This window comes from Streptococcus peroris ATCC 700780 (assembly GCF_000187585.1).
GTDB lineage: Bacteria > Bacillota > Bacilli > Lactobacillales > Streptococcaceae > Streptococcus > Streptococcus peroris.
On sequence record NZ_GL732463.1, the window covers coordinates 1,338,369 to 1,352,287 of the forward strand.

At 39.6% G+C, this 13,919-nt stretch carries 14 protein-coding genes; 9 read left to right on the forward strand and 5 right to left on the reverse strand.

The window, feature by feature from the left end:
- Positions 1–34 precede the first annotated feature (34 nt).
- The 9 genes from pgfM1 to HMPREF9180_RS08520 all read left to right on the forward strand — a co-directional run bounded on the left by pgfM1 (position 35) and on the right by HMPREF9180_RS08520 (position 8,328).
- Complete coding sequence (pgfM1, locus tag HMPREF9180_RS08485) at positions 35–2,974, forward strand: glycosyltransferase PgfM1 (protein ID WP_006146120.1); 2,940 nt, start codon at positions 35–37, stop codon at positions 2,972–2,974.
- 177 nt (positions 2,975–3,151) lie between these two features.
- Positions 3,152–3,355 carry a helix-turn-helix transcriptional regulator gene (locus HMPREF9180_RS0101825; RefSeq protein WP_000916944.1) on the forward strand — a complete coding sequence of 68 codons (204 nt, stop codon included), beginning with the start codon at positions 3,152–3,154 and terminating at the stop codon, positions 3,353–3,355.
- Positions 3,355–3,558 (forward strand): hypothetical protein, encoded by a 204-nt coding sequence (locus HMPREF9180_RS08490; protein ID WP_006146122.1) that lies wholly within the window; start codon positions 3,355–3,357, stop codon positions 3,556–3,558. Before HMPREF9180_RS0101825 ends, HMPREF9180_RS08490 begins: the two co-directional genes overlap by 1 nt.
- On the forward strand, positions 3,555–3,905 hold the full coding sequence (locus HMPREF9180_RS08495) for a PspC domain-containing protein (RefSeq protein ID WP_006146123.1): 351 nt from the start codon (positions 3,555–3,557) through the stop codon (positions 3,903–3,905). The genes HMPREF9180_RS08490 and HMPREF9180_RS08495 overlap by 4 nt, the downstream gene beginning before the upstream one ends.
- Positions 3,906–3,919: 14 nt before the next feature.
- The gene (locus HMPREF9180_RS08500; protein WP_006146124.1) at positions 3,920–4,621 is read left to right on the forward strand and encodes a DUF3169 family protein; all 702 of its coding nucleotides are present in this window, start codon (positions 3,920–3,922) and stop codon (positions 4,619–4,621) included.
- 9 nt (positions 4,622–4,630) lie between these two features.
- Positions 4,631–5,272 (forward strand): CPBP family intramembrane glutamic endopeptidase, encoded by a 642-nt coding sequence (locus HMPREF9180_RS08505; RefSeq protein WP_006146125.1) that lies wholly within the window; start codon positions 4,631–4,633, stop codon positions 5,270–5,272.
- A gap of 18 nt (positions 5,273–5,290) precedes the next feature.
- Positions 5,291–5,506 (forward strand): hypothetical protein, encoded by a 216-nt coding sequence (locus tag HMPREF9180_RS08510; protein WP_006146126.1) that lies wholly within the window; start codon positions 5,291–5,293, stop codon positions 5,504–5,506.
- A gap of 139 nt (positions 5,507–5,645) precedes the next feature.
- On the forward strand, positions 5,646–7,409 hold the full coding sequence (aspS, locus tag HMPREF9180_RS08515; protein WP_006146127.1) for an aspartate--tRNA ligase: 1,764 nt from the start codon (positions 5,646–5,648) through the stop codon (positions 7,407–7,409).
- On the forward strand, positions 7,387–8,328 hold the full coding sequence (locus HMPREF9180_RS08520) for a YitT family protein (RefSeq protein WP_006146128.1): 942 nt from the start codon (positions 7,387–7,389) through the stop codon (positions 8,326–8,328). The genes aspS and HMPREF9180_RS08520 overlap by 23 nt, the downstream gene beginning before the upstream one ends.
- Positions 8,329–8,386: 58 nt before the next feature.
- On the opposite strand, the gene HMPREF9180_RS08525 is transcribed toward HMPREF9180_RS08520, so the two are convergent.
- The 5 genes from HMPREF9180_RS08525 to HMPREF9180_RS08545 all read right to left on the reverse strand — a co-directional run bounded on the left by HMPREF9180_RS08525 (position 8,387) and on the right by HMPREF9180_RS08545 (position 13,907).
- Positions 8,387–9,373, reverse strand: coding sequence for a LacI family DNA-binding transcriptional regulator (locus HMPREF9180_RS08525; RefSeq protein WP_006146129.1), 987 nt, complete (start codon positions 9,371–9,373; stop codon positions 8,387–8,389).
- A 9-nt stretch (positions 9,374–9,382) separates the two neighbouring features.
- Positions 9,383–10,183 carry a DUF1189 domain-containing protein gene (locus HMPREF9180_RS08530; protein ID WP_006146130.1) on the reverse strand — a complete coding sequence of 267 codons (801 nt, stop codon included), beginning with the start codon at positions 10,181–10,183 and terminating at the stop codon, positions 9,383–9,385.
- A 205-nt stretch (positions 10,184–10,388) separates the two neighbouring features.
- The gene (locus HMPREF9180_RS08535) at positions 10,389–11,231 is read right to left on the reverse strand and encodes a sugar ABC transporter permease (protein WP_006146131.1); all 843 of its coding nucleotides are present in this window, start codon (positions 11,229–11,231) and stop codon (positions 10,389–10,391) included.
- Between the two features lies 1 nt (position 11,232).
- Positions 11,233–12,525, reverse strand: coding sequence for a carbohydrate ABC transporter permease (locus HMPREF9180_RS08540; RefSeq protein WP_000414976.1), 1,293 nt, complete (start codon positions 12,523–12,525; stop codon positions 11,233–11,235).
- Positions 12,526–12,635: 110 nt separating this feature from the next.
- Positions 12,636–13,907 carry an extracellular solute-binding protein gene (locus HMPREF9180_RS08545; RefSeq protein ID WP_006146133.1) on the reverse strand — a complete coding sequence of 424 codons (1,272 nt, stop codon included), beginning with the start codon at positions 13,905–13,907 and terminating at the stop codon, positions 12,636–12,638.
- Positions 13,908–13,919: the final 12 nt, after the last annotated feature.

The following is a 13,919-nucleotide window of genomic DNA, read 5'->3' on the forward strand; positions in this document are numbered from 1 at the left end:
GAAAATTGACTAAAACACATAGGAGAAATCAATCATGAGAAATTGGTTAATACATTGGCAGAATATAAAGAGAAATCATCTTAAGAGTATTCTTTATATGTATAGTGCCTTGCTACCAATGGCTATCATGCTAGTTGTCTGGTTTTTCATGGGTAGTTATCCCTTTGGAAATAAAAGTCTGATGGCAGTTGATTTTGGTCAACAGTATATTAGCTTTTTTGGTTTGCTTAAGAATGCGGTACTTTCGGGAGATTTAAGTAGTCTTACCTACTCTTTTACCAAATCAATCGGTGGTGATATGATTGGGTTATTGGGATATTATCTGATGAGTCCCTTCAATATTATTTATATACTTCTCCCAATCAAACACTTTGGGTTAGCAGTTTTTCTAACGATTTGGTTTAGATATGGCGTGATTGGTTTCTCTTTTGCTCACCTATTGATTAAGCGTTATAAAGGTGCAGTGTCGAAATACTGGTTAGTTCCCTTGTTTTCGACAGCTTACGCTCTCTCGGGCATGTTGGTATCTTACCAAATGAATGTCATCTTTTATGATGCCATGTTCATGCTTCCTATCGTTATCGTATACTTGGAGCAATTGTTGGATGGGAAAGCGGGCTATCCCTATGCCTTTGTTTTAGGTTTGACAGTGTTACTCCAATTTTACATGGGTTATATGATCTCGATTTTTGTGGTTTTATATGCCTGTTACTATATTTCCCCACGTCTTGCAATTGAAGGGACTTGGAAAGTAAAACTAAAACATTACATGCAACCTTTATGGGATGTCTTCTTATATTCTGTTTTAGGAGCAGCCACTGTTTCTGTTTTGCTTGTCCCCATATTTTTCAACCTGCTTGTAAGCAAGGGACAAGTTGGAGGAGCCATGACCTTCTCCATGGCTCTCCAGATTAATCCCTTGGATATTTTATCCAAATTAACGATTGGAGGTTATGATACGATATCAGGTTGGTCGTCTGGGCCAAACTTACCAAACATTTATATCGGGGCTCTCGGATTTATTGGCTTTATCTTATTTCTGACATCAAAAAAAATTCTCAAAGAAAGAAGAATGGCTGCTGGGGTAATCACTCTCATCTTTTTCGCTTCTTTTGAGAATGAATTTGTTAACAAAATTTGGCATATGGGCCAAAATCCTGCTGGGTTCTTTTTCCGATTTTCATGGCTTTTCTCTTTCTTTATGCTCATTCTAGCTTATCAAGTCTTGAAGGAGAAAATTGAAGTTTCTCGTCGGGGGAAATTACTGGCAGCTACAGTATTAGCCTTATCAGCAATTTATCTCTATACAAAAGACTTTACCTATCTACCTAAAACTCAACCGAAAATCTTGACTCAGTTTATCGCAAATCATTTTGTTCTATTGATAGTGCTTCTAGTTGCTGGCATAATTGCGGTTTTTTATCTATACTGGAATCGCTCTTTCAAAACAAATAGAGAAAAGAAAATGATTTTGCTAGTCTCAACTTTAGTTCTTTCAGTATTGACTGTATTGTTGCGAACAGGTTATCTTTTTTCTCAAGCTATTTTAACGGCAGTTATTTATTTAGCCATTCTTGTCTTATTGCGTCCTAGGATGAACCGCATAACAGTCTACTTGTTGTCCATGTTGACAATATTTGAATTGGGCTACAATGCCTATCTATCACAAGTGACTTTTAGCTATGCAGAAGTAGATAAGTTTGTAGATGCGACGGTTTCCGTTAAACGCGTGACAGATAGTGTTCAAGAACATGCAGATCAACCTTTTTATCGTATTGCTAGTACATTTGCCTATTCGCGGACAACTCCATCACTTGTTGGGTATCCAGGATTGAGTACTTTTAGCTCAAGTTTGGAGAAATCTACTATGGATTTATTTGCCTATTTGGGAGATCAAGGGAGTAATGCGGCAACAGAATATGAAAATGGGACTCCACTGACTGATGCCTTGTATGGCATTCGTTATTACATGGATATTAAGGATATTGATCAACAGGAGAAGGAAAATCATCCTGAAAGAATGTACTTTTATCGCTTTGCAAGCCGTTTTGATATGCACCGTTATTTTACTGATAAAGTATATGAGGATGAACGCTATATTGTATACGAAAATCCAAATTCTTTCCCACTGGCCTTTGGCACAAATGAATTGGTTAAAGGTATCCAGTTTGACTTAAATAATGCTGTGAAAAACCAAAACAACATTCTCAACTCTATGGAGGGAATTCAAAAAAATCAGGAGAATTCTGTTGAGTATTTTAAGCCTCTAGCCTTCAGTGCGGTTGAAACTGAAAATCTAGTAGAAGAAGACGTGAATAAAGAAAAGGGTACAGCAATTTACAAACGTAAGGATTCCAGTAAAGAAGCAATCGTTCGTTACCACATCACTCCTCAAACGGATTTGACTTATTACTTTTTTGTACCAGCTTCTCTTAATTCGGAAAAAGAATATTCAGTATTGTTAAACGGTAAATGGTTCACTCATTCTAAGAGAAACACACAGCGTCAACTTTGGCAGATTGCTGATAATGCAGCAGGGAAAGAGACTGTCTTAGAGTTCCGCCTTAAGACAGATAAGGTAGACCTTTCATATGCAGGGCTTTATCGTGCAGATGTAGATCAAATTCAAAAGGTATTAGAAAAGAGAAAAGCTCAAGGTTTACGGGTTGAGAAGTTCTCAAATACTCATATTATAGGTTCTGTTGATATCACAGATGATAGCCAATTTATGATGACTTCGATTCCATATAGTGCAGGTTGGAAAGTAAAAGTGGATGGCAAGGATGTTCCAACTTCAAAAACGTGGAATAGTCTCTTGTCCTTTCCAATTACTTCTGGACAGCATAGAGTCGAGTTCGTCTTCTCGCAAAAAGGTATTTTTATGGGGGGAATACTCTCCTTGATAAGTATCACAATCTTATGCATCGATAGAAGATATTATAAAAAGAAGGCTAAGCTCATCTCTCAAGATTAAGAAACTGAGGGACGGCGATTTTCTTCAAGCTAAGTATTAATCTTGGTCAGGATACCATTCCTGACCTTTTTCTTTTGCAAAATGACAAAAATCTTAAACTTTTTGACAAATATACTTGTCAAAAATAAAAAGATATGTTACAATGAAATCAAGATAAGAACAAAGGAGAAAAAAGACATGCTAAAAAATCGTCTAAAAGAGCTTCGGGCTCGCGATGGCCTGAATCAAACAGAACTGGCCAAACTAGCTGGCGTGTCCAGGCAAACCATCAGTTTGCTAGAACGGGATGAGTACACGCCATCCATTGTCATTGCCCTGAAGATTGCTCAGATATTCCATGAGCCAGTCGAGTCGGTCTTTCGCTTAGAGGAGGATGAGTGATGAACAAGTATAAAGTGATTTATTATCTTAGTATTCTTGTGTTTATTGCAAATACCTTTGTTATGATTGGAAGTCTATTTGGTTGGTTTACAATTGTGGAAAGTAAGTACCTCTTCTGGATTAATATAGTTCTATTATTAGTCTTTAGATGGGTAGAGAAAAAGATAAAGTTTAAAGAGATCGTAAAAGGAGAAAAGCTATGAAAGAGTTTTTAGCAGGTTTTCAAGTAGATACTGAGCACAAAGAACTTGCAGGTGTGTGTGCAGGTTTAGGAAATTATTTTAACATCCAAGCCAATATCGTTCGTTTGGTGACAGTCTTCTTGTTTCTCTCTTCTACGGAGATTGGGATTATAACAGTAACTCTCTATGCCTATCTAGCAGGTTGGATTGGTAATGAACCCTTGGGGGATGGAGCAAAAAAAGCTAGAAACCAAGCTATTCTCTTACTTGCTGTTTGTTTGATTTTGGTGTCACTTGGAACAGAAGGCTTGACCGCTATCTTCGAATCAGGAAAAGCTTTTGGTCAGTGGTTGTCTGGCTTGTTTTAGAAAGAGGTTTAAAGATGGAAAAGAAACAAATCATTTTTGCACTGAAGATTTTTCTTGCAAGTGTTTTATTAGGAATATTTGCTGGTTTCCTTGGTCTTAATCCTTTAGGGATCAGTCAAGAGCAAGTAATCATTACCTCGTACTCAATTTTTCTTGGTCTAGGGATGCTTACGGTGATTCTGACATTTTATTTCACTAGAAAAAGTCATCAGGCATATCAGAGCTATCAAAGAGAAGAAGAGGATGAAGGAAATGAGCAAGACTACCTTGCTACGTATCGCTTCTTAGATTATGCTACAGTAGCTTGGAATGTTTGCCAAATTAGTATGCTATCCTGCCTACTGATAGATTTAGGAGGTTTAGGCCCATCAGCAGCATCCTTACTTTTGATAGTTTTAGGTGTCTGGGCGGGTGCTTACTGTCTAAAAATCACCAGCAAGATTCGTAACTACAAACTTTCTGTTACGGCGACGCCTAAGGAAGTTTTGGAATACCTCGATACTTATGATGAGGGAGAAAAACAGGCTGAAATGGAAGAAGCTTACTTGATCTTGTTCAAGGTCAATCAGATCCTCATTCCTGGTATCTATGTTGTCCTAGTAGTTCTATCTTTAGTATTAGGTCAAGTACAGTTGGTTGCTCTGCTTGTAGCAGTTGTCATCCATTTGTATATCAATGTTGCACAATTGCGCAAAACAAAACGTTATTTCAAATAGGAGAATATTATGAAAACACTTCAAAATATTGGCTGGTTTGTCCTTGCTTTCTTATCATTTCTTATGGTCTATAGTTTTATTCAGGGTGTAGCTCTGCTTGGTCTCGGCGCAGGAGTACCTATTTATGGTATTCTTCCACTTTATATTCTATTAGCAGGCGTATACTGTTTCTTCGTATATAAGTGGTATAAAATGTCACCTGTAACGATTGGAACAACTGGATTTAATCGATACATCTGGTTACCTGCCTTGGTATGGTTTCTAGTCATTGTTGCTCAATTCTTTTTACCAGAAGAACCATCTGCCAATCAACAGATTATAACTGAATTAGCTTTAGAACAACCAATTTTCTCTTTCTTTTTAATTGTTGTCTTTGCTCCCCTGACAGAAGAGCTGATTTTTCGAGGAATGCTGGCTTGCTTCCTCTTCCCAAAACAAGATAATGTTAAGCAGACAGCCCTCTTTCTACTAGTAACAAGCATCATTTTTGCACTTGTTCATTTCCCTGGCACTCCACAACAATTCCTGGTTTATGCTTCACTTGGTTTTAGCTTGGGCTTGGCTTATATCAGTAAGGGTGGTTTGGCTTATAGTATGTCTCTTCATGCCTTGAATAATTTAATCGGATTTTTAATGATAGTCATGCTATAATAGACTCAGGAGGAAGTCATGAAACGAGTGATATTATTAGCAGTGATTCAGGCAGTCGTTCTCTTCTTTGTCATTGGGGCACTTGCCTATGGGTTTAAGGGAGATTTCTTTTATAACTATCTAGCAGTTATCTTTGCACCTATCGCAGGAATTTTGCGATTTGCGACAGCTTATGCAACGGAGATTGTTCTCCCTAAAAAGGCAGCAGAGATTGCTGAAAAACGTAAAAAATAAAGAAATACTAAATCCAGCGAATGACTTTGCTGGATTTTTTCATTTACAAGAGGATTCTTCTCAACTTTTCTGACCATTTTCATGAAGAGACTGCGCTTTTATGGTAAAATAGTAACAGAATAAAAGGAGAGAGAAAGAAATGAAACGTAGTATGTACGCAGGTCGTGTTCGTGCTGAACACATCGGACAAGAAATCACATTGAAAGGTTGGGTTGCTCGTCGTCGTGACCTTGGTGGTTTGATTTTTATCGATCTTCGTGACCGTGAAGGAATCATGCAATTGGTTATCAATCCTGAAAAAGTTTCAGCAGAGGTGATGGCAACAGCTGAAAGCCTTCGTAGTGAATATGTCATCGAGGTGACTGGTCAAGTGGCTGCACGTGAGCAAGCCAATGACAAGTTGGCTACTGGAGCAGTTGAGCTCAATGTAACAGCTCTTACAGTGCTTAACACTGCCAAAACAACTCCATTTGAAATCAAGGATGGTATCGAAGCAAACGACGATACGCGTCTACGTTACCGTTATCTAGACCTTCGTCGTCCAGAAATGCTAAAAAACCTCAAACTTCGTGCCAAGGTAACCCATTCAATCCGTAACTACTTGGATGAGTTGGAATTTATCGATGTAGAAACGCCATTCCTTTCAAAGTCAACACCAGAAGGGGCGCGTGACTATTTGGTACCATCTCGTGTCAATAAAGGGCATTTCTACGCTCTTCCTCAAAGCCCACAGTTAACGAAACAATTGTTGATGAATGCTGGTTTTGACCGTTATTACCAAATTGTCAAATGCTTCCGTGACGAAGACTTGCGTGGAGACCGTCAACCTGAATTTACCCAGGTTGACTTGGAAACTTCATTCCTGACTGAGCAAGAAATTCAAGACATCACAGAAGGCTTGATAGCGCGCGTAATGAAGGAAACAAAAGGCATCGAAGTAACACTGCCATTTCCTCGTATGAAGTATGATGATGCCATGGCGCTTTATGGCTCTGACAAACCTGACACTCGCTTTGACATGTTGCTTCAGGACTTGACAGAAGTTGTCAAGGGTGTAGATTTCAAAGTCTTCTCAGAAGCCCCTGCGGTAAAAGCAATCGTAGTCAAAGGTGCAGCAGACAACTACTCACGTAAAGACATCGACAAGATGACAGAAGTAGCCAAACAATACGGCGCTAAAGGCCTTGCTTGGATTAAGGTTGCTGACGGCGAATTAAATGGTCCAGTTGCTAAGTTCTTGACTGGTATTCAGGAAGATTTGACAGCTGCGCTTGGCCTTGAAGATAAGGACTTGGTACTCTTTGTTGCTGACACGCTTGACGTAGCCAATGCTATACTTGGCGCCCTTCGTGGACGTATTGCTAAAGAACTAGGCTTGATTGATAATGACAAATTCAACTTCCTTTGGGTTGTTGATTGGCCAATGTTTGAATGGTCTGAGGAAGAAGGTCGTTACATGAGTGCCCACCATCCATTTACATTGCCACAGGCAGAGACAGCTCATGAACTTGAAGGAGATTTGGCTAAGGTTCGTGCTGTTGCCTATGATATCGTCTTGAACGGTTATGAACTTGGTGGTGGTAGCCTTCGTATCAACCAAAAAGAGCTCCAAGAACGGATGTTTAAGGCTCTTGGCTTCTCAGCAGAGGAAGCAAATGCTCAGTTTGGTTTCCTTTTGGAAGCTATGGACTATGGTTTCCCACCACATGGAGGTTTGGCTATTGGGCTTGACCGCTTTGTCATGTTATTAGCAGGTGAAGATAATATTCGTGAAGTGATTGCCTTCCCTAAAAATAATAAAGCAATCGATCCAATGACGCAAGCCCCATCAACAGTATCTCTTAAACAACTAGAAGAACTTAATCTACAAGTAGAACAAGATGAAACAAATGAAACTAACTAAAAAGTTTAGCCATTATCTGCGCCGCTTTGCCTATCGGGTGAAGATTTTGCGTGTTTTACAAAGTATTTCCCGAGAAAAATACGATGAAAAGATTTCAGCTTCTCTGGTATATGGTTTTCTATCAGCAGTAGCCGTCAATTTCTTCTTTCAACCTGGACACGTTTATTCGAGTGGAGCAACAGGTTTGGCCCAAATCATTTCTGCACTTAGTAATCACTGGTTTGGCTTTTATTTCCCGATTTCAGTAGCATTTTACGCCATCAATATTCCGCTCATGATTCTGGCCTGGTACCAAATTGGGCATAAGTTTACGGTTTTTACCTTCATCACGGTATCTATGAGCTCGCTCTTTATCCAGTTTGTACCTGTGGTGGTCTTAACAGAGGACCCAATCATCAATGCCCTCTTTGGGGGTGTTGTTATGGGGCTGGGAATCGGCTTTGCGTTACGCCATAATATCTCCAGTGGAGGAACAGATATTGTCAGCCTTACCATTCGTAAGAAGACAGGCCGTAATGTCGGAAGTATCTCCTTCTTAGTGAATGGGACCATTATGCTGATTGCAGGCTTGACCTTTGGTTGGAAATATGCTCTCTATTCTATGATTACTATCTTTGTTTCAAGTCGTGTAACGGATGCAGTTTTCACCAAACAAAAGCGTATGCAGGCCATGATCGTTACTAGCAATCCAGATGCAGTGATTGAGAAAATCCATAACAAATTGCACCGTGGGGCAACGATGATCCATGATGCTGAAGGAACTTATAACCATGAGCGTAAGGCAGTATTAATTACGGTTATCACTCGTGCAGAGTTCAATGATTTTAAACACATCATGAAGCAAGTTGATCCGACAGCCTTTGTTTCTGTGTCTGAAAATGTTCATATTTTAGGACGATTTGTCGAGGTTGAAAACTAATCAGTCAAACAAAAAAGACTACACAAAAAACCAACTCTAACTTTAGAGTTGGTTTTTCTTATTTTTCAATGATTTCATGTGCAATCACTTGACGATAACAGATTTGACGATTTTCTTTAACATCATTGATGATTTGAAGAATGGTTTCCAATGAAGTTCGACCAAGAGCAAGACTATTAATATTGACATAGGCTGCTAAGTTTAATCTTGGATTGACCGAGTCAAAGCTGAGAACAGGAACATCGAGATGGTGTTCATTGAGGTAGTTGCATACCCCTTCTGCTAAGAGGCTATCTGTTGTGATAACAGCATCGGTTTTTGGATCGTATTCAAAAAGTTGTTTGCTAAATTTATATCCCTTTTCTTCAAGAAATTCATCCGCAAAAAAAGTACGATGACTATCAAGAGATAGTTTGTGTTCTTGAAGGGCTTGTTCGTATCCAGTCAAACGGTCCTGGGTAACATAAAGTTTCTTTGTACCACCGATAAAGGCAATTCGGCTGCATCCCTTCTTAATGAAGTATTCGGTTGCATCAAAACCGGCTTGGATGTTATCGTTATCAACAAGCGGAATAAAAGGGGAAAGTGATTTTCCAAGGATGAGGAAAGGGAATTGTTCTTCGGCAACTAATTGCACCAAGGGATCATTCTCTTGGGCATACAAGAAGATAAGTCCATCCACACGCTTTCCGTAGACCATTTGTGAAATGGCGTTTAAACGCTCTTTTTCGTCTTTTCCGGTTGCAATCTGGATGGCATAGTGGTTTTCTGAAGCAACTTGTGCAATTCCTCTAAGGACAGAAGGAAAGAAAGGGTTTTGATAGAAAACGTCAGAGTCGTCTGGAAGAACCAAACCAATGACCTGCGTATAACTACTAACCAGGCTTCGGGCATTGAGGTTTGGATGATAATTGAGTTCTTTCATTGCCTTGCGAACTCGTTTTTTAGTTTCATCGCTAATGGTTGATTTGTTTTGAATAACACGGGTTACGGTTGAGGGTGAAACTCCTGCAGCCTTGGCCACGTCTTTAATCGTAACAGGCATAATAATCTCCTACTTATGGTAGTCTGGATCACGAAAATGCGTTTTGTAAAAGATGGTGACCAGATATAGAACAAATAAAATATTTTGAACAGTAATCAAAGTCGCCATATTTTGGCCCAAGAGACCGAGAATCATGGCAAGTAAAGTTGGTAATCCTAAACAGTTCAAAATGAAATGATAGCACTCTTTGTAGGTTTTAAATGAAAAGAGACGTGATTTTTTCGTAAAGTAGAGCAAGAGGCTAGAACCTAGAGCGACAATGAAAAAATTAAGTCCGAAGAGGAAACTAGAACCTAGCACAAGAAAGAGGCTAATATAGACACGATTCTGTTGGTACCAGTCTTTAGAAATGGCTTGCGTTAAGCTTTCCTTGTTTTGGAAACTTTCAGTCGTGATCGCATGATAGCGAATGCTGGTTAGTTCTTTTCCTTGCTTGCTGATGACGAGTTGCTCAGGTTCAAAATGAAGAAGTAATTCCTCAGGGAAACTTGAACTAGAAGCATCTCCAATTTGAACAGTAGCTTGATGAGGAGTTGAACCCGTATAGCTTAGTTTACCATCTACAATCTGAGCATTCTTAGCTAGATCCTGAACGACTTCGTCCGTCAATGGAGCATAGACATCATCGATGAACGTCTCTAAAGGATAGGTTTCCTGAGAACTGTTCTGGATAGCAATAGGCACCATGGATAAGCTAATCAAGAAAATACTGGTAAAAATCAGTTGAAACCAGTTTAGACCAAAACGTTGAGAGAGGGGCTTACGAAATCCCCAAATACTATTAAAATAAGAAAATGGATATGGTAACATAAATCTCTTTCTATAGGCATTTTTCTATACGAGTATTATATAGAGAAATGTTTTTTATTTCAAGCGGGGATAGTAGAATCCTTGGTAAAGGTGAATGGTTGTTATGATTCGTCCACTAACTAACAAGGTAATCTCAGCAAGCTCTTGTTTCTCACCAGACAATCGATGTACAAGTTCAAAAATGAAAAAGGGTGGCGGGGGTATATTACCCCTTGTCGCCACCGCTTGTAAGTCCTGAAACGAAGTTCTTTTGCAAGAAGAAGAAAAGTGTACAGATTGGAAGAGCGATGAGGATAGCACCTGCTGAGAAGTAGGCGATCTTCATGTTCTTCACATTGCTAACGAAGGTCTGGAGACCAACGGCAACTGTAAAGTATTCTTTCTCACGAAGCAAGAAACTAGAGAGGATATAGTCTCCGAAAGGTCCCATGAAGGCCCAGAGTGCTTGTACAGCAACCATTGGGCGAACCAGTGGAAGAACAATTTGCCAGAAGCGGCGGAAGTGTCCTGCACCGTCTAGTTTTGCAGATTCGTCTAGAGACATTGGCACTGTATCGAAGTAGCCTTTCATGAGCCAAGCATTCATTGGGATACCTCCACCAACGTAGAGGAAGATGAGGAACCAGCTGTGGTTAAGGGCGTTCAACATAAGTGCCATAACGAAGAAGGCAGTCAAAGCGGCCATTGTTGGCACCATTTGGATAATCAAGAAGAAGACCAAACTTTGTTTACGAGCCAAGAAGTTGTAACGGCTATAAGCATAACCAGCAAGTACGATAATACTTGTTTGCACAACCATGGTAATCAAGGCGATAATCAAAGTATTGAGGTACCAAGTACCGTATAAGGTTTCAGTGAAGAGTCCTTTAAAGTTATCAAAATTAAAATCGATGTTGCTGTCTAGTTTAAAGGCTGCCACGTTACCTGCCTTGAAGGCTGACATGATAGTAATCAACAGTGGATAGATAATCACGATTGAAAGGCCAATCAAGTAAAGGTAAGTAAGGGTTTGAGTCAGTCTACGTTTGAGTTTAATTGAGTTATTCATCTTAGACGTCCTCCATATCAAATGCGTGTAGTTTCTTGAATGCGATCATAGAGATTGAGATGACAATGATAGAAATAATCAAGGTAACAGCTGCCGCCATAGAGTATTGAGGAGATGTACCTGTTGTCAAGCGGTAGATCCATGAGATCAAGATATCAGTTGAACCAGCTCCCCCTCCGACAGTACCAGGTCCTCCACCATTGAAGAGGTACATGATAGAGAAGTTGTTAAAGTTGAAGGTGTATTGGCTAATCAAAGTAGGTGCTGCAACAGCCAAGATCATTGGGAAAGTGATGTTGCGGAATTTTTGCCAAGCATTGGCACCGTCAATATAAGCTGCTTCGTAAAGGTCGTTAGGAATAGATTGCAAGATACCCAAAGTCAAAACGTAGATATATGGGAATCCAAGCCAGCCTTGCATCATAATCAAGGCAACCTTAGTCCAAGTTGGGTCTGTTTTCCAAGGAATAAGCGCCCCATCAAGGAAAGGAAGAACCTTAGCAAAGAGAGGGATAACTTGGGTATTGATTGCTCCAACACTATCGTTAAACATGTTTGAGAATGTCAAGATAGTGATGAAGGCTGGGACAGCCCAAGGAAGAAGGAAAATAACACCAAAGATACGTTTACCCTTGATAAATGGTTGGTTAGCAATGATAGCTGTGAAGATACCAATCACGATCTGTAAAGTTGAGGCAGATAAAGCCCAAATGATAGTCCAAGAAAGAACAGAACCAAAGGCAGAACGGAAGGTGCTCAAGCTCCAAATGTTTGTAAAGTTGGTCAAACCAACCCAGTCTAATAATTTGTTTGGTGGCAAGTGTTGGAAGTCATAGTTTGTGAAGGCAATCATCAAGGTTACGACAACGGGGAAGATGATTGCAAAGGTCATGGCAATATAAGACGGAATAATCAAGAGATAAGGGAAGCCATTTTCATAGATTCCTTTGATCATATCTTTTAGCGTAAGTGGTACTGGAATTCCATTGTTAATACGTTTTGCGATAGTATGTGCATCTTTAATATTTGAGAAATAAAAGAGTACATAAACGACTACAAAGATTAAATGGAAGGCACCACGAATCAGCATGAAGAGGGAATTATCACGACCTGGCTTGTCACCAAGAGTAATGAGGTTGCTCAATTCAGGGGCTGCAAGTGCTAGGAAATAAAGGACAAATACGATGGTTACACCAAGGAAGATAAAACCTTTTGCCTTTTGTTTGTTGTAAATCTGTCCTAACCCAGGAATGAGAGACAGCAGTGCTGCTTTACTAGGTTGTTGCTTTTCCATAATAACTCCTTTCATAGGATACTGGTTTCTAATTAAAACCTAAACTATATATGTTTTCTGTTGATAAATTCAAAGGGGGATTTGAATTCCACCCCCCTTGAACAAATTTTTTATTCACCAAATTTTTGTTTGATTGTTTCTTTGATCAATGTTACAGCATCGTTTGCAGCTGTCTTAGCATCTTTCTTACCACTTACAGCTTCAAATAGCATTGTTTTAGCTGGGTCCCAAACAGCTGACATTTGAGGGATGTTTGGCATTGGTTGAGCATTTTGGAACTGTTTGATAACAGCTGTTGTCAACTCATCGTTTTTACCTTCAGCATATGAACGAGCCTCAGTGTTAGCTGGGATTTCGTTAGTTTTATCGTAGAAGGCTTTTTGTTCTTCAGTTGAAACAAGGAAGTCTACAAATTTTTGAGCAGCTTCAAGGTTCTTAGTACTTGATGGGATGATCCAAGCTTTACCACCACCGAATGTTTCATAGTTTTTACCGTTTGGAAGAGTTGGGATAGTCGCAACACTGTAGTTTACTTTAGCATCTTTGAAGGCCTGAGCTTTCCAAGGACCATCAATGATAGCAGCTGTTTTACCTTCTTGGAATTGAGTTTGGATTAGGTTTGGAGCTCCTTCTGTATCTTGCATACCTTTAGGCCATTTTTCGTACCAAGTTTTAGCGTAGTTGATAGCAGTGATAGCTCCTTCGTTTGCAAGTCCGATATCTTTAGAATCTTTACCGTTTTGGCCGAATACGTAACCGCCGTTACCAGCAAGAAGTCCGTATGCATAGTAGAAGTTTGTCCAGTCAGCAAGGAAGGCAGTTGTTTTACCATCTTCACCAGCGAAGGCATATTTGCTATCTTTAGCAAGTTCTTCTAATTCAGCAAAAGTTTTTGGAGCTTCTTTAATCAAGTCTTTATTATAGTACAAAACAAGTGATTCGATAACAGCAGGAGCACCGTAAACTTTACCGTCAGCAGCTGTTACAAGAGATTTAGTTTTATCATCTGTTTTAGCACCGTCGCTCAATTTCACTTCTGAAAGTTGTCCGTCTTTACCAAGGCTACCTACTCGGTCGTATGGTGCCATCATAACGTCAGCAGCTTTACCAGATTGGTTATCTAGAGAAAGGTTATCGAGACCACCCATTTGGTCTCCTGTTTTGATAGTAACTTTTACTCCAGCTTCTTTTTCGTAAGCTTGTGCAGCTGATTCAGCAAATGCTTTATATTGGTCTTCAACGTATAAAGTAAGTTCTTTACCTTCAGATGAACCAGAATCAGCTGCTTTATCAGCAGTTTTGCTTCCGCAAGCTACCAAAAGCAAGCTAGCAAGAGTAGCAGTACCAAGTACAGCTGCGCTCTTCATGAATTTAGTTGACATAGTGTATTCCTC